The 22,257-nt window shown below is 65.1% G+C and carries 21 protein-coding genes; 6 read left to right on the top strand and 15 right to left on the bottom strand.

The features are described from left to right. Positions 1–21: 21 nt before the first annotated feature. The 3 genes from argH (at position 22) to pepN (ending at position 4,513) form a co-directional block, all read left to right on the top strand. A complete protein-coding gene (argH, locus tag M2336_RS03440) occupies positions 22–1,404 on the top strand; it encodes an argininosuccinate lyase (RefSeq protein WP_264574946.1) in 1,383 nt (460 codons plus the stop codon). Continuing rightward, on the top strand, positions 1,401–1,700 hold the full coding sequence (locus tag M2336_RS03435; protein WP_264573982.1) for a hypothetical protein: 300 nt from the start codon (positions 1,401–1,403) through the stop codon (positions 1,698–1,700). Before argH ends, M2336_RS03435 begins: the two co-directional genes overlap by 4 nt. A 212-nt stretch (positions 1,701–1,912) precedes the next feature. Next, positions 1,913–4,513 (top strand): aminopeptidase N, encoded by a 2,601-nt coding sequence (gene pepN, locus M2336_RS03430; RefSeq protein WP_264573981.1) that lies wholly within the window; start codon positions 1,913–1,915, stop codon positions 4,511–4,513. 23 nt (positions 4,514–4,536) lie between these two features. Here pepN and M2336_RS03425 read toward each other — a convergent pair whose 3' ends face one another. The 4 genes from M2336_RS03425 to M2336_RS03410 all read right to left on the bottom strand — a co-directional run bounded on the left by M2336_RS03425 (position 4,537) and on the right by M2336_RS03410 (position 8,130). Further along, the gene (locus M2336_RS03425) at positions 4,537–5,190 is read right to left on the bottom strand and encodes an ABC-type transport auxiliary lipoprotein family protein (protein WP_264573980.1); all 654 of its coding nucleotides are present in this window, start codon (positions 5,188–5,190) and stop codon (positions 4,537–4,539) included. Continuing rightward, on the bottom strand, positions 5,187–6,149 hold the full coding sequence (locus M2336_RS03420) for an MlaD family protein (protein ID WP_181561110.1): 963 nt from the start codon (positions 6,147–6,149) through the stop codon (positions 5,187–5,189). The genes M2336_RS03425 and M2336_RS03420 overlap by 4 nt, the downstream gene beginning before the upstream one ends. Positions 6,150–6,223: 74 nt before the next feature. Next, positions 6,224–7,024: an ABC transporter ATP-binding protein gene (locus M2336_RS03415; protein ID WP_264573979.1), complete on the bottom strand. Its 801-nt coding sequence runs from the start codon at positions 7,022–7,024 to the stop codon at positions 6,224–6,226. Beyond that, positions 7,021–8,130, bottom strand: a complete 1,110-nt coding sequence (locus M2336_RS03410) for an ABC transporter permease (protein WP_264573978.1) — start codon at positions 8,128–8,130, stop codon at positions 7,021–7,023. Before M2336_RS03410 ends, M2336_RS03415 begins: the two co-directional genes overlap by 4 nt. Before the next feature lie 116 nt (positions 8,131–8,246). On the opposite strand from M2336_RS03410, the gene M2336_RS03405 reads away from it, so the two are divergent. Then, positions 8,247–8,891, top strand: a complete 645-nt coding sequence (locus M2336_RS03405) for an HAD family hydrolase (protein ID WP_264574945.1) — start codon at positions 8,247–8,249, stop codon at positions 8,889–8,891. Positions 8,892–8,919: 28 nt separating this feature from the next. Here M2336_RS03405 and pgeF read toward each other — a convergent pair whose 3' ends face one another. The 4 genes from pgeF to M2336_RS03385 form a co-directional block, all read right to left on the bottom strand. Further along, the gene (gene pgeF / locus M2336_RS03400) at positions 8,920–9,684 is read right to left on the bottom strand and encodes a peptidoglycan editing factor PgeF (RefSeq protein ID WP_264573977.1); all 765 of its coding nucleotides are present in this window, start codon (positions 9,682–9,684) and stop codon (positions 8,920–8,922) included. Further along, positions 9,681–10,700: a class I SAM-dependent methyltransferase gene (locus M2336_RS03395; RefSeq protein ID WP_264573976.1), complete on the bottom strand. Its 1,020-nt coding sequence runs from the start codon at positions 10,698–10,700 to the stop codon at positions 9,681–9,683. Before M2336_RS03395 ends, pgeF begins: the two co-directional genes overlap by 4 nt. Next, positions 10,690–11,553 carry a prolipoprotein diacylglyceryl transferase gene (gene lgt / locus M2336_RS03390; RefSeq protein ID WP_264573975.1) on the bottom strand — a complete coding sequence of 288 codons (864 nt, stop codon included), beginning with the start codon at positions 11,551–11,553 and terminating at the stop codon, positions 10,690–10,692. Before lgt ends, M2336_RS03395 begins: the two co-directional genes overlap by 11 nt. A 125-nt stretch (positions 11,554–11,678) precedes the next feature. After that, positions 11,679–12,179: a sterol desaturase family protein gene (locus M2336_RS03385; RefSeq protein WP_264573974.1), complete on the bottom strand. Its 501-nt coding sequence runs from the start codon at positions 12,177–12,179 to the stop codon at positions 11,679–11,681. 314 nt (positions 12,180–12,493) lie between these two features. Here M2336_RS03385 and M2336_RS03380 point away from each other — a divergent pair, with 314 nt between their 5' ends. After that, positions 12,494–13,039: a peptidylprolyl isomerase gene (locus tag M2336_RS03380; protein WP_264574944.1), complete on the top strand. Its 546-nt coding sequence runs from the start codon at positions 12,494–12,496 to the stop codon at positions 13,037–13,039. Positions 13,040–13,167: 128 nt separating this feature from the next. Here the strand turns inward: M2336_RS03380 and M2336_RS03375 are convergent, their stop codons facing one another. The 3 genes from M2336_RS03375 to sseA all read right to left on the bottom strand — a co-directional run bounded on the left by M2336_RS03375 (position 13,168) and on the right by sseA (position 16,312). Next, positions 13,168–13,905, bottom strand: a complete 738-nt coding sequence (locus M2336_RS03375) for a TorF family putative porin (RefSeq protein ID WP_264571674.1) — start codon at positions 13,903–13,905, stop codon at positions 13,168–13,170. Positions 13,906–14,225: 320 nt separating this feature from the next. Continuing rightward, positions 14,226–15,470 (bottom strand): cystathionine beta-lyase, encoded by a 1,245-nt coding sequence (metC, locus tag M2336_RS03370; RefSeq protein ID WP_264573973.1) that lies wholly within the window; start codon positions 15,468–15,470, stop codon positions 14,226–14,228. Further along, the gene (gene sseA, locus M2336_RS03365) at positions 15,467–16,312 is read right to left on the bottom strand and encodes a 3-mercaptopyruvate sulfurtransferase (protein WP_264573972.1); all 846 of its coding nucleotides are present in this window, start codon (positions 16,310–16,312) and stop codon (positions 15,467–15,469) included. Before sseA ends, metC begins: the two co-directional genes overlap by 4 nt. 75 nt (positions 16,313–16,387) lie before the next feature. On the opposite strand from sseA, the gene queF reads away from it, so the two are divergent. After that, a complete protein-coding gene (gene queF, locus M2336_RS03360) occupies positions 16,388–16,834 on the top strand; it encodes a preQ(1) synthase (protein WP_264573971.1) in 447 nt (148 codons plus the stop codon). Between the two features lie 20 nt (positions 16,835–16,854). Here queF and M2336_RS03355 read toward each other — a convergent pair whose 3' ends face one another. From M2336_RS03355 to hflK, 4 genes are all read right to left on the bottom strand, one after another. Next, positions 16,855–18,456, bottom strand: coding sequence for a DUF853 domain-containing protein (locus tag M2336_RS03355; protein ID WP_264573970.1), 1,602 nt, complete (start codon positions 18,454–18,456; stop codon positions 16,855–16,857). A 116-nt stretch (positions 18,457–18,572) separates the two neighbouring features. Next, entirely contained in the window at positions 18,573–20,072 is a 1,500-nt protein-coding gene (locus M2336_RS03350; protein ID WP_264574943.1) for a DegQ family serine endoprotease, read from the bottom strand. A gap of 151 nt (positions 20,073–20,223) precedes the next feature. Beyond that, complete coding sequence (gene hflC, locus M2336_RS03345) at positions 20,224–21,069, bottom strand: protease modulator HflC (protein ID WP_264571680.1); 846 nt, start codon at positions 21,067–21,069, stop codon at positions 20,224–20,226. Beyond that, entirely contained in the window at positions 21,066–22,190 is a 1,125-nt protein-coding gene (gene hflK / locus M2336_RS03340) for an FtsH protease activity modulator HflK (protein ID WP_264573969.1), read from the bottom strand. Before hflK ends, hflC begins: the two co-directional genes overlap by 4 nt. Positions 22,191–22,257: the final 67 nt, after the last annotated feature.

Here is a 22,257-nt window from a genome sequence, read left to right as displayed (position 1 = left end):
GCAAGCAAGGGCGCGAACAGCATGTGGGGCGGTCGCTTCGCGGCCGGGCCGGCCGCCGTCATGCGCGAGATAAATGCCTCGCTTCCGTTCGACAAGCGCTTGTGGCGGCAGGACATTGCCGGCTCCATCGCGCACGCCCGGATGCTCGGCGCGCAAGGCATCCTTGCGCAGGACGAGGCAGCGACGATCATCGGCGGGCTGGAGGCGATCCAGGCCGAGTATGAAGCCGGTGATCTGCCCGAAGATCTCGACCTTGAGGACATTCATATGGCCACCGAGGCGCGGCTGGCCGAGAAGATCGGTCCCGTCGCCGGGCGGCTGCACACGGCGCGCTCGCGCAACGATCAGGTGGCGACCGATTTCCGCCTCTTCGTACGCGATGCTATCGATGAGGTCGATGCCAGCCTCAAGGCGCTGCAGCGGGCGCTGATCGGTCGGGCGGGCGAGCATGCGCAGAGCGTGATGCCCGGTTTCACCCATTTGCAAAGCGCTCAGCCGGTGACGCTCGGCCATCACCTCATGGCCTATTATGAGATGATCGCGCGGGATCGCTCGCGCTTTGCCGATGCGCGCGCCCGGCTCAACCTCTCACCGCTGGGTGCGGCCGCGCTGGCAGGGACGGGCTTCCCCACCGATCGCCATATGACCGCGCAAGCGCTCGGCTTCGACGGGCCGACGCGCAACAGCCTCGACAGCGTTTCCGACCGGGATTTCGCGCTCGATTACCTCATGGCCGCCACCCAATGCAGCCTGCACCTCTCGCGGCTGGCGGAAGAGTTCGTGATCTGGGCGAGCCAGCCCTTCGGCTTCATTTCGTTGCCCGACGCTTATTCCACCGGCAGCTCGATCATGCCGCAAAAGCGCAATCCCGATGCCGCCGAGCTGGTGCGCGGCCATTCCGGGCGGATCATGGGCTGCATGACGTCGCTGTGCGTCACCATGAAGGGCCTGCCGCTGGCTTACTCCAAGGACATGCAGGACGATAAGCCGCCTTTGTTCGAGGCGCATGATCTGCTCGGCCTCTCTATCACCGCGATGACCGGCATGGTGGAGACGACGACCTTCCGCACCGAGCGGATGCGGGCGCTGGCGGAAAGCGGCTTCGCAACCGCAACCGACCTTGCCGACTGGCTGGTGCGGGAAGGCAATGTGCCGTTTCGCGAGGCGCATCACATCACCGGGCGTGCGGTCAAGGCCGCGGAAGAGGCGGGTGTGCAGCTTGCCGCGCTGCCGATCGAAGCGCTCAAGGCCATTGATGCGCGGATCGACGAGCGCGTCTTTGCGGTGCTGACGGTGGATGCCTCCGTTGCCAGCCGCAAGAGCTACGGGGGCACCGCACCCGATCAGGTGCGCGCGCGGATTGCCGAAGCGCAAGCCGCGCTGGATGGAGAGACCGGTCGATGAAGGCGATGAATCACAAGATGATCGCGCGTGCCGCTCTGGCGCTGCTCGTGGCGGCTGGTCTTTCGGGCTGCGGCTCGGTGAAGGATTTGCGCCCCAAGGAGGGCATGGGTCAGGTGCCCAAGGCCGCCGCCGCGCCTGAGCGGGAGACGCCCAAGCAGCTCATGACGCCATCCACTCAGGCAAAGCCGGACCGGCAGGCGGATCTGCTCGACCGCTCCATGGAGCGCGCGGAGGACCCGTTCGATCTGCCGCCCGGGCCGAACAACGGGCGGAGTGGCGCAAACACCACGGAATAAGCAGCGCAACATCCGTTCGTGTCGAGCCCTTCGACTGCTCGCAGGGCGGGCGCTCAGGATAAACTACAGCCTCGGGCTGAAGTCGAGACACCAAGGACGGTCCTAACGTGTCTCGACTTCGCTCGACACGAACGGGAACGTGGTGGTGGAGTTCTCGCCATCGGCGGCTTCCCCCGCTTGTGCCTCGCCTGATGCGGGCATAGGACTGGGGCATGGATATTCAGACCACCCAAGCCGCCGCCACGCCGCCTGTCATCCGCCGCGAGGATTATCGTCCGCCGCTCTGGCAGGTCCCGCAGATCGGCCTCGACTTCGATCTCGATGCCCGCGCCACCCGCGTCAAGGCCCGGCTTGAGGTCACCCGCACCGGCGACCATGCGCAGTCGCTGCGACTGGATGGCGACGGACTGACGCCGCTGCGGGTCGCCGTCGACGGCCGCACGCTCGCCCCCTCCGATTGGAAGCTCGAGGACGGCGACCTGCTGATCCCGCTGACCGGCGAGAGCCACGTCGTCGAGACCGAGGTCGAGATCAATCCTGCAGCGAATACACAGCTAATGGGGCTCTACGCCTCTGGCGGCCTGCTCTGCACCCAGTGCGAGCCGGAGGGCTTCCGTCGTATCACCTTCTTCCCGGACCGGCCGGATGTGCTCTCGCGTTATGATGTGACCCTACGCGCCGACAAGGCGACCTATCCCGTGCTGCTCGCCAATGGCGATCCTGTCGAGGCGGGCGATCTGGAGGGCGGGCGGCATTGGGCGCGCTGGACCGATCCGTTCCCCAAGCCGAGCTACCTGTTCGCGCTGGTCGCGGGCAATCTCGCCTGCAATGCGGACAGCTTCACGACCATGAGCGGCCGGCCGGTGAAGCTCGGCATCTGGGTGGCAGAAAGCGATCTGCCGCGCACGGATCATGCCATGAAGGCGCTCAAGGATTCAATGGCGTGGGACGAGCGCGTCTATGGCCGCGAATATGATCTCGATGTGTTCAACATCGTGGCGGTGGCGGATTTCAACTTCGGCGCGATGGAGAACAAGGGCCTCAACATCTTCAACACGCGCTACATTCTGGCAGACCCGGAAACGGCAACCGACCCGGATTATGACGCCATTGAGGCGGTTGTGGCGCACGAATATTTCCACAACTGGTCGGGCGACCGGGTGACCTGCCGGGACTGGTTCCAGCTCTCCCTCAAGGAAGGTTTCACCGTCTATCGCGATCAGGAATTTTCTGCCGACATGGGCTCGGCAGCGGTCAAGAGGATCGAGGATGTGCGCGTGCTGCGCGCGGCGCAGTTCCAGGAAGATGGCGGTCCGCTCGCCCATCCGGTGCGGCCAGAATCCTATATGGAGATCAGCAACTTCTATACGGCAACCGTCTATAACAAGGGCGCCGAGCTGATCCGCATGATGGCCCGGTTGCTGGGGCCGGAGCGGTTCCGCAAGGGCACTGACCTCTATTTCGACCGGCATGACGGGCAGGCGGCGACCTGCGAGGATTTCGTGCGCGCGATGGAAGATGGCGGCGGCATCGATCTCGCGCAGTTCCGGCTCTGGTACAGCCAGGCCGGCACCCCGCGCGTGACGGTCGAGACCGCGCATGATGCGACGAGCGGCACGGTGACGCTCACCTTGCGCCAGACCGTGCCGCCGACGCCGGGGCAGGGCGAGAAGCAGCCCATGGCGATCCCATTCCTCTTCGCCTTGTTCGACCGGGAAAGGGGCGCCCATGCCGGCGAGGAGTTGGAGGTGCTGACGCAGGCGGAGACGGTCATCACGCGCACCGGCTTCGCGCAGCCACCGGTGCTGTCGCTCAATCGCAGCTTCTCCGCGCCAGTCGTGGTGGACGCCGAGCAGAGCGCCGAGGATCTGGCCTTTCTCGCCGCGCGCGATGACGATGCGTTCAGCCGCTATGAGGCGCTGCAGCAGCTCATGATCAATGGCCTGCTCAGCCATATTGCTGGCGGACCGCTGGAGAGCGGCGTCATCATCGACTCGATCCGCCGGACGATCAGCGACGACACGCTGGACCGGGCGCTGATCGCCGAAGCGGTGAAGCTGCCGAGCGAGGCCTATCTCGGCGATCAGATGCAGGTCGTTGATCCGGATGCCATCCATGCGGCGCGCGAGGCGCTGCAGCACGAGATCGGCGCGCAACTGGAGCAGGACTGGCGCAGGCTCCATGCCGATTGCGCGCGTAACGGCTTCTCGCTGTCGGCGGATGCGCGCGCGGCCCGCAAGCTGCGCGGGGTTGCCTTGAGCTATCTGGTCGCATCAGGCGCATCGGATGGCCCGGCGCTTGCCTTCGCCCAGTTCGAGCAGGCGGATAATATGACCGAGCGCCAGGCCGCGCTGGCTGTTCTCGCCAACGGCACGGCGGCAGAGCGGGACGCAGCACTGGCGGCGTTCCACGCGCGCTATGCGGGCAATGCGTTGGTCATCGACAAATGGTTCCAGACTCAGGCTTTGGCCTTCCATCCGGAGACGGTCGATAATGTCGCGGCGCTGAGCAGCCACCCCGACTTCACACTCGCCAACCCCAACCGCGCCCGCGCGCTTTATGGCGCGTTTGCCGCCAACCAATGGGCGTTCCACCGGGCGGACGGCAAGGGCTATGAGATGGTGGCAGGCGCTATTATCGCGCTGGACAAGCTCAATCCGCAGACCGCCGCGCGGCTCGTGCCGCCACTTGGTCGCTGGCGCCGGTTCGATGCGCAGCGGGGTGCCGCGATGCGCGCGGCGCTGGAGCGGATCATCGCCGAACCCGGCCTTTCGCGGGACGTGATGGAGCAGGCGACGAAGAGCCTCGCCTGAGCGGGATAGGGCTGCGGCCGGCGTCAGGTCCGGCTGGAGACCCAGGTCGCCACGGCATTGGCGACATCATTGGCGGCGGCGCTGATCGCCGGGGCGACGCCATCTGCGTCGATGCGGCTGACCGGCGCGGAGGCGGTGAAGCGCTGGCGCGTCACCGTCAGGCCGTCCGGCGAGAGCATGGTCGCGTCGAACGTGACGACCGCTTCCCGGCGCGTCGCATCGATACCGAATTCGACCAGATCGCCATTGAGAATGTAGCCGGTGCGGGCGAGATACTGGCCGGGGTCGAGCACCAGGATATTGCTGCGCGACCGGATCGTCTCCGATAGGAGAGACTGGAATTGCCGGGCCGGCGTATCGACCCAGATCGCATCCTTCACATAGGCAAAGCTGGTGCTGTTCTCGCGCACCGCCACGCGCGGGGTCGCGAGGGCTTTGGGCACGTTCGGCACGTCGATGAACAGGGCGGATTCGCTTGCACTGGACGCCGACACGCCAGCCGGCACCGTCGCCGTGCTGGCAATGGCGAGCAGCCGGTCGGGCGGCTCGGCACCGAACTTCACGCACCCGGCCGCCGAGATCAGCAGACCCGTGATCAGGGCCGCCCGCGCTGCCTTGCGCATCGCTACTCCGCTGGTCGCCGGGGCTGTCTGCACGTTCGCTCTGCTGTTCGTCATGGCTTGTAATCCGGCAATTTGGGCGAGCCGATCAAGGCGCCTGCACCCTGTTGTTCAACGGTATCCGTCACAGCCTGAAGCGAACGGGAGACCTGACGCAGATCGCGGACCAGCAAGCCGATTTGCGGCATGGTGTCGCGGGTGAAGGTCCGCATGCCAGGCTGTGCTTCCTTCAGGGTCGCATCCAGCGTTTCCAGCGTCGCGCCGGCATTGCGGATCGTCGTGCGCAGGTCGCGGATGAGGGGGCGACCCTCTTCGTTCACCAGCGCATTGGTGTTGTTCGCAGCTTGGGCGAGCGATTCGGCAGCCTTGGAGGCATTTTCGAGCGTCAGCTTGGCTTGTGTGATGGTATCAGCCAATTCCGGCCCACGCGCGGCGATGTCGCCGGTCAGCTTGTCGAGATTCTGCAGGATGCCGGCAATATGCTTCTGGTTGCGATCATCCAGCAGCTCGGTCAATCGCTCGGTGAGCGTCGTCAGCCGCTCCAGCAGCATTGGAGCGCTGTTGAGCAGTTCGCCCAGCGCACCGGGTTTGGTCGGGATGACGGGCACGCCTTCAGGGCAGACCGACTGCGCATTGCGCTCCGGGCAGACGATCGGCGGTGCGCCGCGTACCGCGCCCTCAAGCTGAATTTCCGAGACGCCGGTAAAGCCTACGCCATTGATCGTCGCGGTCGTGCCTTGCAGGACGGGCGTCGTCCGGCTGACGACGATGCGCACGCGCACGAACTGGGGGTCGCGCTCCCAAAGCTCGATCGACTGGACCTGCCCCGAGGGTACGCCAGCATAAGTCACCGCCGAGCCGCGGGCGATGCCGCTCACCGACTGCTTGAAGAAGATGTCGTATTCCTTGCGATCGGATTCGCCGATGCGTGAGAACCAGAAGGCTGCCCCGACCGTCAAGGCCATCAGGAGCAGGACGACCGCGCCCACGAACACATTGTTGGATCGTGTTTCCATCTATTTCCTGCTTTCCCCCAACGGCTTTATGGCGCCGTGGTTCCACCCTGTCCATGTCTGCGGCCGATTGTGCATCACGCGCCTCTCATCTTGGCGCTCTGGCCATGGGCAACGCGCCCGCGCGGCCCGTTGAAATATTCCTGGATCCAGGGATGATCGAGCGCCAGCAACTCGTCGATCGTCCCGACCGCGATGACCTTTTGATCGGCGAGCACGGCAACGCGGTCGCAAATGGCGTGGAGCGTGTCGAGATCGTGGGTAATCAGGAACACGGTGAGGCCCAGTGTCTCCTGCAAGGCCCGTGTCTGCTCGTCGAACGCCGCAGCACCGATGGGATCAAGCCCCGCGGTCGGCTCATCGAGAAATAGCAGGGCGGGATCGAGGGCCAGCGCGCGGGCGAGGCCGGCGCGCTTGCGCATCCCGCCGGAGAGCTCGGAGGGGAATTTCGGCCCCGCATTATCCGGAAGGCCGGTCATCAGAATCTTGTAGGCGGCGATTTCCTCGCGCAGCTGAACCGGCAGATCGGGATAATATTCGCGCAGCGGCACCTGCACATTCTCGGAGACGGTCAGCGTGGAGAACAGCGCGCCGTTCTGGAACAGGATGCCCCAGCGCTTGCGGATTGCCAGCAATTCCGGGTCCGCAGGGTCGCGGTCCAGCATCTGTTCGCCGAACACCTCGATGGAGCCGTCATAAGGGCTTTGCAGTCCGATGATCGAGCGCATCAGCACCGACTTGCCGGTGCCTGATCCACCCACCACGCCAAGAATCTCGCCGCGCCGCACGTCGAGGTCCAGCCCGTCATGCACGGTCTGGTCGCCGAAGCGATTGACCAGTCCCCGGATGGAGATGACGGGATCGTCACTAGCGCTCATTTCCACCCCAGCCAGGTGAAGAACACCGCGAAGATGGCATCGAGCACGATGACGATGAAGATCGCCTGCACCACAGCGGCCGTGGTGCGTAGGCCGACTTCCTCGGCATTGCCACGCACCTGCAGGCCCTGGAAGCAGCCGGCGATCGCGATGATCAGGCCAAAGACCGGCGCCTTGATAAGGCCGATGTAAAGGTCGGTCAGCGGCACGACTTCACGCAGCCGCTGGAAGAAGGTAACGGGCGGAATATCGAGCGAGACCGCGCACAGGAAGGCCCCGCCGATCACCGCCATGACCGAGGCATAGAAGCCGAGCAGCGGCATCATGATGACCGCGGCCATGATGCGCGGCATCACCAGCGCTTCCATGGGCGAGACGCCGATGGTGCGCATCGCGTCCACTTCTTCATTGAGCTGCATCGTGCCGATCTGCGCGGCAAAGGCCGATCCCGAGCGGCCGGCGACCATGATGGCCGTCATCAGCACGCCCAGTTCGCGGAAGGTCAGGCGCCCGACGAGATTGACGGTGAGCACCTCCATGCCGAACTGCTCGAGCTGCACCGACCCTTGCTGCGCGATCACGATGCCGACGAGGAAGCTCATCAGCCCGATGATGAAGAGCGCCGAGATTCCGACGACCTCGATACGCTGGACGACCGCGATCAGACGGATGCGAGACGGATGCCGCAGCAGCATGAATGATGTGATGACGACGGCGCCCAGAAAGCCGAGCAGGCCGATCATCGTGTTGAAGGTCATCCGGGTTGCAACACCCACTTCCTCCAGAATGCGCACGATCGGATGGGGCGGCACATTGCGCGTTTCCAGCGGTTGATCGTTGCGCGAGACGACGTCGATCAGCCGCATTGCGTCGTCACTGGCGCCGGTGATTTCCGCCTGCGTGCGTTTGGCGAGGCTGTGGACGATCCACGCGCCGATTGTGTCGATCTGGGTGACCTGCGTGAGGTCGATCCGGGCGACATCGCCCTCTATCGCCTCGGTGCGATTGGGCAGATCGCCGATCTGGGCGAGCGCAAGGCTGCCGGTGAAGGCAACCGTCCGGCCTGTTGCATCGTTGCTCTCGATGAGGTCGGCAGATTGCGTCATCTGAGCCACAGTGGGCCAGTTTGCGTTGCACGGCAAGCCGAATTGGACCATCTGGCGGGCCGCAGCCCGAGAGTACAGGGAGACATTGAGCGGTGCAGAGGATCGCGATCTACGACATGGACCGCACGATCACCGTGCGCGGCACCTATGCGGCGTTTCTCACGCACATGGCTCTCTCGCTGGCGCCGTGGCGGCTGATTTTCCTGCCTTTGGCGGGTATCGTCATGCTCGGCTACGTGCTGCGGCTGGTCGATCGTGGCCGGGCGAAGGAACTCAATCAGGCCCTGTTGATCGGGCGACGGGTCAATCGCGAGAGGATCCGCCCGGCCGTGGAGGCCTATGCCGACAAGGTGATTGCGCGCAACATCCGCGCCGGCGCGCTGGCCCAGATCGCGCAGGATCGCGCCTCCGGCTGCCGGCTGGTGATCGCTTCGGCATCCTTCCGGCTTTATGTCGAGCCGATTGCGAAGAGGCTGGGCTTCGATGATGTGATTGCTACCGATCATTTCAGCCAGGGTGTCGACTACATCCGGGCGCGCATTGCAGGAGAGAACTGCTATGACGTCGCAAAGTTGCGGATGATCGAGGCGTGGATGTCCCGCGAAGGGATTGCCCGGGACGATGCGCACGTCCGCGCCTATAGCGATCATGTCACTGATGCGCCGCTGTTGGGCTTTGCGGACGAGGGCTATGCGGCCAATCCCCATCGCGCCTTGGCGTCACTGGCGGCGGAAGAGGGCTGGCCGGTTCTTCACTGGTGAAGTTGCGCGGCGCGACACAAGGCCGCGCTTAAGCCGGCAATCCGATCAGCGAAATCTGCCGCCCATAGCCGGGTTCTCCGGCATGGCAGGCGCGACGGTAGGAGAAGAATCGCGCGGGCTGGCTGTATGTGTCCTCGTCGAGCAACGTGACTGTACCGATGCCCGCCTGCGCCAGCCGCGATCCAACATAGCCGGCAATGTCGAACTGCAGATGGCCAGGGCGGCCCTCGGCGAAAAAGCGCTCGTCATCCGGATCGCGTTCGAGGAACGGGCGCTCGAAACCGGCACTCACCTCATAGCTCGCCTTGCCGATGCATGGGCCGATGGCGCAGGCGATGGTGGCGCGTGTCGCGCCCAAGGACGTCATTGCGTCAATGGTCGCTTCCGCCACGCCGTGGAGCGCGCCTTTCCACCCCGCATGGGCCGCCCCCACGACACCATGGGTGGGATCGGCAAAGAGGATCGGCACGCAATCGGCAGTGAGAACGCCCAGCAGCAGCCCGGGGCGGGCTGTCACCAGCGCATCGGCTTCCGGTCGGGCGTCGAGCGGAAAGGCAGCGTCTGCAATGACAACCCGTGCGGAATGCACCTGGTGAAGCGTCACCAGCGTCGCTTGCGGCAGTACGGCTTCGCGCGCCAGATCGCGATTTGTCAGGACGGCATCGCGTTCGTCATCCGAACCCAAGCCGACATTCAGCCCGGCGTGAATGCCGGTTGAAACGCCGCCCGTGCGCCCAAGAAAGCCGTGGGGTACATCGCCCAGCGCGCCGGCGCGCAGCACTTCGATGCTCATGCGAACCCCGCCGATGCCGGCCAGTCCGGGTGACGCAAGGCGAGGGCCTTGAACAGCGTGCCCATCTGATCGGGCTCGACCAGCCGGTCACGCGCTACACGGAGATCATCGGCACGTGCCGGATTTGCGCGGGTCAGCGTGGCTGCGCGCGCATCGATGCCCAGCGCCGTGAGCAGGGCGCCCTGCCCGATGCATGGCTGTGGTCGCAGTCCGTGCGCCCGGCCGACGGCGGCGATCATGCCGAAGTCGACATGGACGGTCAGGTCGCGGGTGCCCGGGGCATCGAGCGGATCGGCAAAGCGGTGCTGGCTCATCGCTTGCAGCGTATCGCCCGATGCCGGTCCCTCATAGCCATAATCGATGGTCAGCAGCGCGCCGCCCTGTCGGCAGAGCCGCTGTGCGAGATCGGCGACGATGGCTTCGGCCGCAAAATTGCGCTCGACCATGGACCCCAAAGGCGCGTCGCCGAGCGGGAGAGGAATGTGCTGGCCGCAATCTTCCCAGCCAAGGATGAAGTCGCCGGGCTCGCGCTGCACGAAGCGTTCGCGCCAGCCTCCGCCAGTACGCTGGAACTGGCGGATCGGCAGCGCATCGAAAAACTCGTTGGCGATGATAATGAGCGGGCGATCGTCGGGCAGCGTCGCCACGCTGTCATGCCAGATCGCCCCCGGCACCGCGGCCTGCTGGCGTGCGCGCAGTGTGGGGCTGGTCTCGACGAGATGGACCGGCGGCGAGAGCCTGGCTTGGCCCATCGCTCGCAGGGCGTCGGCCGCGAGTGTCCCCCGGCCCGGTCCCAGCTCGACATAGGCGAAGGAAGGGCCGACACCGGCGCGCAAGGCAAGATCGGCCACCCAAAGCCCGATCAACTCGCCGAACATCTGGCTGATCTCCGGCGCGGTGATGAAGTCGCCGCGCGCGCCCAAAGGGTCGCGCCCGGCATAATAAGCGGCATTGGCTGCCGCCATGAAGTCGTGGAGCGAGAGAGTGTCGCGGCCCTGCCAGATGTCAGGCGACACTGTCCTGCCCGGCAATCGGCTCGACGCGGGTCCGGCGGCCCTTCGCGGTCACCACCAGATAGAGGCCCAGCACCAGCATCGGCAGGGTCAGCCACTGGCCCATATGCAGGCCGGTGCGTTCCGCGAACTCCATCAACTGGGAATCCGCCTCGCGGTAGAACTCGACGAAGAAGCGGGCAGCGCCGTAGCAGAGCGCGGCAATGCCAAACAGCTTGCCGGGCTCGTAGCGGGCCTTGGTCTTCCAGAAGAAAAAGGCGAGGATCGCGAACATCAGCGGCCCTTCCAGCAGCGCTTCGTAGAGCTGGCTGGGATGCCGGGGCATGTCGCCTCCGCCGGGGAAAACGATACCCCATGGCACGGTGGTGACCTTGCCCCACAGTTCGCCATTCACGAAGTTGGCGAGACGGCCGAAGAACAACCCGAACGGCACGACGCAGGCGATATAGTCCGCCACCCGCAGGAAGGAGAGCTTCTCGCGCCGGGCCATCCACCAGATCGCGGCGACGACGCCTATGGTGCCGCCATGCAGCGACATGCCGCCTTCCCACAGCTTGAAGATGTCGATGGGGTTCTGGAGGATCGACGGCTGATAGAAGAGAATATAGCCGAGCCGTCCGCCCACGATGATGCCGAGCGTGGCATTGAAGATGAAATCGTCGGCATGGCGACGTGCCATGGGTGCGCCGGGCTGGCGGAGTAGCACCGTCAGATACCAGTAGCCGATCAGAATGCCCGCGAGATAGGCCAGACTATACCATTTGATCGCGAAGAAGCCGAGATCGAGGGCGACCGGATCGAGCCCGAGATTCTGGAAATAGATGGGCTGAGCAGCGGCCAGGACAGCAAGCGTCAAGTGTTTTCCCCGTCAGTTTTGCGCTGCATAGTGCAAGACGTCAGCAACACCAAGGCCGGAGAATGACAGGCCGCGCTGCAAGCCATATCCTCGGCAGGGAAATCAGCCGTGGCGGCGGGAGCCTCCTACCGGCCCCGGGCATCGCGGATGCGGCCCGCGTCCATGCCAGCGAGTTGTCGCTTGAGGTCTTCCGGCGCCGGCGCGATCAGGAAGCCGAAGCTCACATTGCCCTCGCGCGTTTCCACCACATGATGCAGGCGATGCGCCTGCACGATGCGCTTCATGTAAGGCGAGCGGGCCACGTAACGATGCTTCACCCGCTGGTGAACGATGATGTCGTGGAAGCCGAGGTAGATGGCGCCATAAGCGGCGATTCCGGCGCCGACAGCGGTCGCCCAGTTGCCCCAGCCCCATTGCACGCCGCCGAGCAACATCAGGATCGAGGGCAGGGCGAAGATCACGAAATAGAGATCGTTGAGCTCCCAATTGCCCTTTCGCGGCCGATGATGGCTGGCATGCAGAAACCAGCCGGGGCCGTGCATCACCCAGCGGTGCATCACATAGGCAAAGCCCTCCATCAGTGCGACGGTAAGGATGAAGAGAGCGGCAAGGCTGAGGAACGACATGGCGCTCCCGCCTATAGGCGCGCAGTCACGGGCTGTGAAGCGAAAGGGCTGCCTTGTCTTGCGGGGAGCGGGCGGGTTAGCATGGCGTCATGATGACCCTCGCGTGCCTTCGCCGGCTGACGATGCCCGTCGCCTTGACCCTCCTGTCTGTAGTGGCGCTGGCCCCGGCCCACGCCCAGCGATCCGAAGCCGAGATTCAGGCGAAGATCGACGCCGAGCTGGAAGCGATCAATCGCGCCGAGGCCGACGCGCGGGCGGCCGAAGCGGCCGCGGCCCAACGCAAGGCTGAGGAGGAGGCTGCCAAGGCGCGGGAGGTGGTCGAGACGCAGGTCTTTGAGACCGTGCCCGTCGTCCTGACGACCAGCGCCGGCACCATCACCCTTGCGATCGAGACAGAGCGTGCACCCGTGACTGCGGCCAATTTCCTCGCCTATGTCGATGGGAAGCGGCTCGATGGCACGTTCTTCTATCGCGCCTTCAAATGGGAGGATGGCACGCCCGGTGGATTCATCCAGGGCGGGACGCAGAACGATCCAAAGCGCATCCTGAAACCCGTGCCGCATGAGCCGACCAGCAAGACCGGGCTGAGCCATATAGAAGGCGTCATTTCCATGGCACAAGGTGCGCCGGGGACGGCGACGGGCGATTTCTTCATCATCGTCGGCGACATGCGTGGCTTCGACGCAACGCAGGATCAGCCGGGTTTTGCCGCTTTCGGCCGGGTGATCGACGGCATGGATGTCATTCGCAGCATCTGGAACGCGCCGCGCAGCGCGACGAAGGGTGAAGGCGTGATGAAGGGGCAGATGCTCGAGCCTGCCATTCGCATCATCACGGCCCGGCGGGCCAAGGCCGACTGACCTGGTTCAGGATCGGTTTGTAAGAGCGCGGCCGCTCCCTCGTCGCCCATAATAAAAAGGGGCCGCGACGGATGTCGCGACCCCTTTGTTCAGCCGTCTCCCCCCGGTGACGGCCGCACTTTATTCGATCAGAACGCTGCGCCGACCGAGAACACGACCGCTGCGTCGCTGCCGCGGATCTGGCCGGGCTCGTCGGTGTCGACATAGCGCACGCCGAAGGTCAGCTGCTTCCAGCTGGCGCTCACGCCAGCCGACCAGTCGAACACTTCGCCGTCAACGCCGCCGAGGAAGCTGTCGCTCGTTGCGTAGCCGATGCTGCCGTCAACGGTGAAGGGCGTGCCGGGGATGGCGAGCGACGGAGCGGCCTTGATGTAGAAGGCATCGTTCTTGCCGAGCGCGTCCTGCTTCCAGGCGTAGTTCGCCGTGACTGCCAGGCCGACCGGGCCGAGCGTGGTCTTGACCGTGACATAGGGCTCGAAGAAGTCGGTCGCGACGTCGGTGACCGTGTCCTTGGGGTACAGATAGTAGAGCAGACCGGCGTCGACCGTCACGCCCGGAGCCAGCTCCGTGGAGTAGCCCGCGAAGAAGTCGAGCTCAGCGGTCGCGCCATTGCCAGCGCCGTCGAGATCCGGGAAGTCGACGTTCGAACCCCAGGTGCCGAAGTAGAAACCGCTGTCGTGCGTGACGGTGATGCCGGCCTGGATGGCAGCATTCTGCTTCGTCTGCGAGAAGCCGCGGAAGCGGTAGTCGGACACAACGGTGGCGGAGCCGGAAACGGTCAGGCCGCTGTCATCGTCCTGCGCGAGAGCAGGGGTGGCAGTGGCAAAAATAGCGAGGGCCGAGAGGCCCAGAATGGACTTACGCATGGGATTCCCCTTAACGAGATAAAAATGCGATCGTCCCTGCCTGCAGCGCCGGGCGATCGCTTCATTTTGGATCCGCATTTTGTTGCGGTTGAGCGGACTTGCCGGCAAGCCGCGATCCTGATGCCTCTGTCTTGTGCGACGCACAAGACAGAAACTGCACATATGTGTTGCGAACTCATGAAGTGTTGCAGCCGCGCCACGCTGGCTATCGACCGAAACCGTAAGGGAAGCAGGCGCATCTGGAGGTTTCGCCAGACTTGCTCAGGCGCGAAGTGCCCCCATGAGCGGTCAGCCAGGGTGCAGTGCAAGCGGCGGGCGACTCAAGGAGCGGCGTGGTCCTCCATCGCAAGCTGCCAACGCTGAAGCCCCTGTTCGAGGTCTGCGATGAGATCGTCAGGCTCTTCCAGCCCGACATTGATCCGCACCAGCAAACCCTTGGTCTCCCACTGTCGCGCCGTGCGCAGGCTGGCGGGATCGACCGGCAGGGCAAGGCTCTCGAACCCGCCCCAGCTATAGCCGATGCCGAACAGCGCCAGCGCGTCGATAAAGGCGGTGCGGGCCGAGTCTTCGTTGCTCGCCAGTTCGAAAGCAAACAAGCCGGCGCTCCCGGCGAAATCGCGACGCCACGCTGCATGACCGGGGCAGGATGCCAAAGCAGGGTGCAGCACGCGCGCAACTTCGGGCCGCGCTTCCAGCCAGCGGGCCAGCGCCAGCGCGCTTTCGCCCTGATGCTTGAGGCGCACGGCCAGCGTCCGCATGCCGCGCAACACCAGCCAGGCATCGTCCGGACTGACGGTCTGGCCGAGCATGTGGCCGCGCTTGTGGATGGCGGGCCACAGCGCAGCATTTGCGGTGACGGACCCCATCATGACGTCACTATGGCCGCAAAGATACTTTGTGCAGGCGAGGATCGACACATCGACCCCCAGGCCGAGGGCCGGCAGCAGCAAGGGTGTCGCCCAGGTGTTGTCGATCAGCGTGATGATCCCGCGCGCCTTTGCCACCGCGACGATGGCGGGCACGTCCTGCACCTCGAAGGTCAGGCTGCCGGGGCTTTCGAGGAAGATTGCCCGGGTTCGCTCGGTGCAAAGCGCAGCGATATCGGCGCCGATCAGCGGATCGTAATAGATCGTCCGCACGCCGAACTCGCGCAGCATTCCATCGCACATCGCGCGGGTCGGGCCATAGACGCTGTCGACCATCAGCAGTTCGTCGCCGGGCTTCAGCACCGCGAGCAAGGCGCCGGCAATGGCGGCGACGCCCGAGGGGTAGAGCATCGTGCCGGCCGCTTCCGGCTCCAACTGGGTGATGGCCTCAGTCAACGACCAGCTCGTGGGCGCGCCACGCCGGCCATAATAGAGGCGGTGCGGATCGGCGGTCGAAGCGCTGCGCAGATGCGCCACGTCCTCATACAATATGGTGGATGCGCGCCAGACGGGTGGGTTGACGATCCCGCCGGGTTGCCCGGGCATCCCGGTCCATTCCGGGCGGCGACCGGCCTGGACCAGTCTTGTGCCGGGGCCAAGAGGTTTGCCGGTCTTTCCGTCGTCGTGGGTGCCGCTCATGCCGGGCCGACCGCCTTGGGCGTCGCAGGATCGGCACCCCATTCGGACCAGCTCCCGTCGTAAATCTGCACATCCTCCTTGCCGAGCAGGGCGGCGCCGAACAGCAGATTGCAGGCGGTGACGCCGCTGCCACAGCTCATGATCAGCGGCTTGTCGAGGTCGACGCCTGCATCGTCAAAGGCTTGCCGCAGCGCGTCGCTCTGCTTCCAGCGTCCCTGTTCGTCCAGCAACAGGTTTGACGGCAGATTGGCCGAACCGGGGATATGGCCTTCCGCCATGCCGGGGCGCGGCTCGGCGGCATCGCCCCGGAACCGGTCGGCGCTGCGGGCATCCACGACTTGCGCGGCGCAACTCTCCAGATTGGCGAGCACATCGGCCTTGCTGACAATGGCGCTGTCATCGCGGGCGGCGGTGAATGCACCGCTGTTGGAGCTGGTTGCCTCGCCTGCTTCGGTCGGGCGGCCTTCGGCGGTCCAGCGCGCCAACCCGCCATCCAAAATAGCGACCTGACGCGCGCCAAAGATGCGCAGCAGCCACCACGCCCGGCCCGCGCTGCTCAGCGGGCTATTGTCGTAGATGACGATGCGGTCGTCCTGCCCGATGCCGAGGGCAGCCATCCGCTCGGCGAACTGGGCGTTGGTCGGCACCATCGCGGGGCGTGGATCGCCCATATCGTTGAGCGTCGAGAGATCGAGGAACACAGCGCCGGGAATATGCTGCGCCAGATATTCCGCCTTCGGGTCGCGCGGGGTGCCCGGCAAGAAGGCCGTGGCATCGAGGACCTTGAGGTCCGGGGCGCCGAGCGCCTTTGCGAGCCAATCGGTGGAAACCAGCATATCCATGGAGACGCATCCTTGAGGTGGGTTGGTTGGCGCAAGGGGTTCGCGCCGGCCGCGAATCATATTAAGGCGCGTGGCATGACACTCAAGCATCTCGGTCAGACAAGCGGCCTTCCGGCAAGCCCGGAGGAGGCCGTTCTCGATTACGTGCCCAATCCCCGCAAGGGCCGGCCCTATCTGGTGCGCTTCACCGCGCCGGAGTTCACATCGCTTTGCCCCGTCACCGGCCAGCCCGATTTCGCGCATCTGGTCATCGATTATGTGCCGGGCAAAACGATCGTGGAATCCAAGTCGCTCAAGCTCTTCCTCGGCAGTTTCCGCAACCATGCCGGTTTCCACGAGGATTGCACGGTCGGCATCGGTGAACGGCTGACGGCCGAAATGCAGCCGCTCTGGCTGCGCATCGGCGGTTATTGGTATCCGCGTGGTGGCATTCCCATTGACGTGTTCTGGCAGTCCGGTCCGCCGCTGGAGGGCGTATGGCTTCCCGCTCAGGATGTCCCCGGCTATCGCGGCCGGGGCTAAGCGGGCGCTAGGGCGAACCGTTATTTGAGCAGTCCGCCCAGCACGCCGCGTACGAGACGCCCGACCAGCCCGCCGCTGCTCTTGCGACTCGATCCGCCGAGAATCGCCTTGCCGATCTCATTGGCGACCTGCCGGCCCACCGATGAGGCAGCCGAGCGCGTCGCGGACTGAATGGCGCGGTCGAGATTGCTTGGCCTGGCAGCTTCCCGCGCCTGAGCGCGCGCTTCTGCTTCGCGCTGCTTGGCTTCCAGACTGGCCTGCTGTGCAGCGGCCTTGTCCGCCTGGGCTTGTGCCTTGGCTGCATCTGCGGCCGCGGCTGCGGCCTGCGTGCGGGCCAGCAGGATCTCCTCGGCTGATTCGCGGTTGATCGCCTCGTCATATTTGCCGTCGCAGGGCGAAATGGACTGGATGATCGCGCGCTCCTTCGCGTCCAGCACGCCCAGCCGCGAGCGGGGTGGCGCGATCAGCGTGCGCTGGACCATCGATGGCGCGCCATCTTCCTGCAGCAGGGAGACGAGTGCCTCGCCCACGCGCAGTTCGATGATCGCGGTTTCGACGTTCAGAGCGGGATTGGCGCGGAACGTCTCGGCGGCGGCCTTGATCGCCTTCTGCTCGCGCGGGGTGAAGGCGCGCAGGGCATGTTGCACTCGGTTGCCGAGTTGCCCCGCCACATCCTCCGGCACGTCGATGGGATTCTGCGTGACGAAATACACGCCCACGCCCTTGGACCGGATCAGGCGCACGACCTGCTCGATCTTGTCGACCAGCGCCTTGGGGGCATCGTCGAACAGCAGATGCGCTTCATCGAAGAAGAAGACGAGCACGGGTTTTGCAGGGTCGCCGACTTCCGGCAGCGTCTCGAAGAGCTCGGACAGCAGCCAGAGCAGGAAGGTCGCATACAGCTTCGGGCTGCGCATCAGCTTGTCGGCGGCGAGGATGTTGATGAACCCGCGGCCCTTCTCATCGGTGCGGATCAGGTCGCTGATCTCCAGCGCGGGCTCGCCGAAGAATTTGTCGCCACCCTGCGATTCGAGCTGCAAAAGCTGGCGCTGGATGGCGCCCATGCTGGCCTTGGTCACATTTCCATAGCGGCTGGTGAGCATGTCGGCATTGTCAGCGCAATAAGCCAGCATCGCCTGCAGATCGCCCAGGTCGAGCAGGAGCAGCCCTTCGTCGTCCGCATAGCGGAAGGCGATGGTCAGCACGCCTTCCTGCGTTTCGTTCAGCCCCATCAGCCGGGCGAGCAGCAACGGCCCCATTTCGGAAATGGTGGCGCGGACCGGATGGCCCTGTTCGCCATAAAGATCCCAGAAGATCGCCGGATTGTCCGAGAAGGCATAGTCAGCCATGCCGATTTCCTGCGCGCGGGCTATCAGCTTGTCGGCGTTCTTTGCCGTCGGCGAGCCAGCCATGGCGATGCCGGACAGGTCGCCCTTCACATCGGCAAGAAAGACCGGAACGCCCTGCGCCGAAAAGCTCTCGGCCAGCCCCTGCAGCGTCACCGTCTTGCCGGTTCCGGTCGCGCCGGCAATCAGGCCGTGCCGGTTGGCGCGACGCAGTACCAGACGCTGCGGTTCGCCGTCGAGACTTTGGCCAATGAAGATGCTCGTGTCGTCGCTCATGCCCGTTCTCCAACCACAGGCCAGAGGTAGCTTGGCAAAGGGAGCAAGAAAAGCGGCACAAACAGAAAAGGGCGCGAGGTCATCGCGCCCTTTCACTCCGTCGGGATGCCCCGCGCTTACATGCCGCGCAGGCGGATCGGCACGAAGGCCGGCGGCGATCCGCGGCGGACCACCTGCAGGAGCACGGCGTTGCGGCCGGCATCCTTGGCAGCCTGCGCGGCCTTGCCCAGTTCCGCCTCGCTGGCGACCGGCTGGCCATTGGCCGTGGTAATGACGAAGCCGCGGCGCAGCCCCTTCTGTCCGGCATCGGTCGCGGGGTCGACAGCCGTCACCACCACGCCGCGCGTATCCGCCGGCACGCCAAGCTGGCGGGCGATGGCGGGCGTCAGCGACTGAACGGCGATGCCTAGCAACTGCTGCGAGGCTTCCTTGGTGGCCTGGGCATCCTGGTCCGAGAAATCGTCCTCGGCCGGCTGGCTGAAGTTGGCCAGTTCCTCTTCCGCCGGACGCTCCTCGATCGTCGCGCGAATGGTCATGCGCTTGCCATTGCGGATCAGCTCGATCGGCACGCTGGAGCCAACCGGCAGATTGGCGACGATGTAGGACAGCGTCTCGTCCGGATTCACCTCGCGATCGTTGACCTTCACGATGACATCGCCAGCCTTGATGCCGGCCTTGTCGGCAGCGCGGCCCGGCTCGACGCCATGCACGAACTCGCCACGGTTGCGGGGCAGGCCGAGCGAATCGGCCATGTCTTCGGAAAGCTGTCCGATCTGGATGCCGAGATAGCCGCGCGTGATGGTCTGGCCCTTGCGCAGCGTCTCGATGATCGGGACAGCCTGCTCGGCCGGGATCGCAAAGCCGATGCCGATATTGCCGCCGGTGGGCGAGAGGATCTGGCTGTTAATGCCGATCACATTGCCGTTCATGTCGAACATCGGGCCGCCGCTATTGCCCTGGTTGATCGAAGCGTCGGTCTGGATGAAGCGCTCGCCGCCGCCGGTGTTGCGGTGGAGCGCCGAGATGATCCCGGCGGTGACCGTGCTGCCGATGCCGAAGGGATTGCCGATGGCGATCACCCAGTCACCCACGCGGGCACGGGTCGAGTCGCCGAACTTCACGAAAGGCAGCGGCTTGGTGGTGGAGATCTTGAGCACGGCAAGGTCCGAGCGCGGATCGGTGCCGATCAGCTTGGCCTCATATTCCGTGCGGTCGGGCAGGGTGACGGTGATCGAGTCGACCCGCGCGCCCCGCGCGCCCGGCGCGATCACATGATTGTTGGTGACCACATAGCCATCTGCCGAGATAATGAAGCCCGAGCCGAGCGACTGCGCCTGGCGTGTCTGGGGCTGGTCGCCCGAGCCGAACAGGGCGCCGAACGGCGTGCCTGCAAATGGGTTTTGCACCTGCACGCGCTGGCGGGTGGAAATATTCACCACGGCCGGCTGCAGGCGCTGCGCCATGTCGGCGAAGCTCATTGGCGCGCCACGCGGCGCGGCTGCGGCCATATTTTCGTTCTGCGCGGTCTGCGCGACGACGGTGGATGAATTGGATGTCAGGGCAATGGCGGTGCCGCCGAGGAGGAGGGCTGCGGTAATAGCATAAGCGTAGCGCACGAAGATGTTCCTCTTCTCTTCATCTTTCGCCGGGTGTTCCGGAACGGAAGGCCCGGAGCCGGGGAGTGACCCACCGGCCATGGAATCGCCCGGATGAACGGGCATTGAATGGTCAGGGCGCGACGTAAAGACGCCGCGCCCTCAATCAGCCTCAGCGCCCCCGGAACTGGCGGAGATAGTCGTTGTCTGTGGACAGGACGGCGCTGGTTTCGCCGGGCGCAGTTTCGGCAAAGGTCGTCCGGTAGGACTGCATGGCGCGATAGAAATCGTAGAACTGCGCGTCCTTGCCGAAGCTGGCGGCGTAGACCTTTGCTGCCGCGGCATCGGCATCGGCGCGGATCAGCTGTGCGCGCCGGGCGCCTTCTGCACGGATGGTCAGCGCCTCCTGCTCGCGTGCCGTGCGCATCCGCTGGAACGCGCTCTGCAGCGGCGTACCGTCGGGCAGGTCGGCGCGCATGATCCGCACGTCGATGATCTCCGCGCCATATTGCCGCGCGACCCGGTTCAGGCTGGCGGTAATGTTGTTCATCACCTCGCTACGCTCAGGGCTGAGCAACAGGTCGAAGCGGCGGCGGCCCAGCTCGTTGCGCAGGGCCGAACCCAGGATCGGGCGCAGCGCGTCCTCAACCCGGGTCTCGCTACCGGCCGAGATGAACATGCGCCGGGGGTCGACGATGCGATAGCGCGCAAAAGCATCCACCTGCAGACGCAGCTGATCGGTGGAGAGCACCTGCTGGCGCTCCATGGCTACCGACTGCACGCGCTTGTCGATCCACACGACTTGATCGACGAACGGCAGCCGGACCTTGAGGCCGGCACCGGTGTTCCCGAACACCTCATTGGGCTTGTAGGCATTGTAGATGCGGACCGGTTCGCCGAAGCGCAGCACGACGGCCTGCTTGGTTTCCGGCACGATCGAGAAGGTGCTGGCCAGCAGGATCAGGCCGACTGTCGCCAGAACGGCCAGCAGGATGGGGTTGCGCAAGGAGAGGTTCATTGTGCGCCTCCCTGCTGCTGGGCTTGCGGCTGTACAGGCGTCTCCACGCTCACATTCGCGCGGGGGCGAAGGGCTGGTAGCGGCAGATAGGGCGTCACACCGGGGGTTTCGACAATGGTCTTGTTCACGCCGGAGAGCACACTTTCCATGGTTTCATAATACATGCGGCGACGCGTCACGTCAGGTGCGAGGCGATATTCCTCATACACCTTGTCGAACGCGGCGGCCTCACCCTGTGAGCGGGCAGAGAGCTGCTGCGCATAGGCGCGGGCCTGATTGAGATAGGTTTCGGCAGCCTGCTGCGCAGCGCTGACTTCCTTGAATGCATCGTTCACGGCGGCTGGCGGATCGGCCTGCTTGATGGCGACGCCCTGAATGCGCACGCCCGCGCCGTAGCTGTCGAGAATCTGCTGCATCCGCTCCTGCACCTGTGCCTCGATGGCGTTACGCCCCGCGCCGAGCGCGTCGGTCAGCGAGACCGTCGCCACCACTGCGCGCATGGCGGATTCGGAAACGGCGGTGATCGTTTCCTCGGGATTGGCGATCTGGAAGAGATATTGCTGCGGGTCGCGGATATTCCAGCGGACAGAATAGCCCAGATTGATGATGTTCTGGTCGCCGGTGAGAACCAGCTTCTCGGATTCATCGCCCGCCGAGCCGAGATCGACCGTGCGGATCTCTTCGACGTCGAGGATGGTCACATTTTCGAGCGGGGCGGGCAGCGACCAGTTGATGCCGGGGCCAAGGGTGCGGCTGTAGCTGCCCAGGATGGAGACGATGCCGCGCTCCTGCGGGCCGATCCTGTGAATGCTGGTGGTGGCAATCCACAGCACGACGATGGCGATGGCGGCATAGAACCAGATCGCGCGCCCGCCGGGGCTGCGTGGCGTGCCGCCACCCTGGCCGCCGAAGCTGTCCCGCGCGCGGCGCATCAACTCATCGATTGCGCTCGGGCCGCGCGAATCCGCGCCACCTCTGTCATCCCGGGGCGGTGGGGTCCACGGGTTGCGCGGACCTTCCTTGCCCTTGCCGGAAGACGGCTCCTCGCCCTGCGTGCCCCAAGGACCACCTTCGCTCATTGGCAAAGTCTGGCCGGGATTTTCCATCAATTCCTTACTCATGCCGTGGTTATAGGGACGGTCTTTGCGGAAATACAGGGCCGTGCTGCGATAATTGCCCCTTGGTGAG

Origin of the sequence: Sphingobium sp. B1D7B (genome assembly GCF_025961965.1) — a bacterium.
Taxonomy (GTDB): Bacteria; Pseudomonadota; Alphaproteobacteria; order Sphingomonadales; family Sphingomonadaceae; genus Sphingobium.
This window is presented reverse-complemented; position numbering and strand designations above follow the sequence as displayed.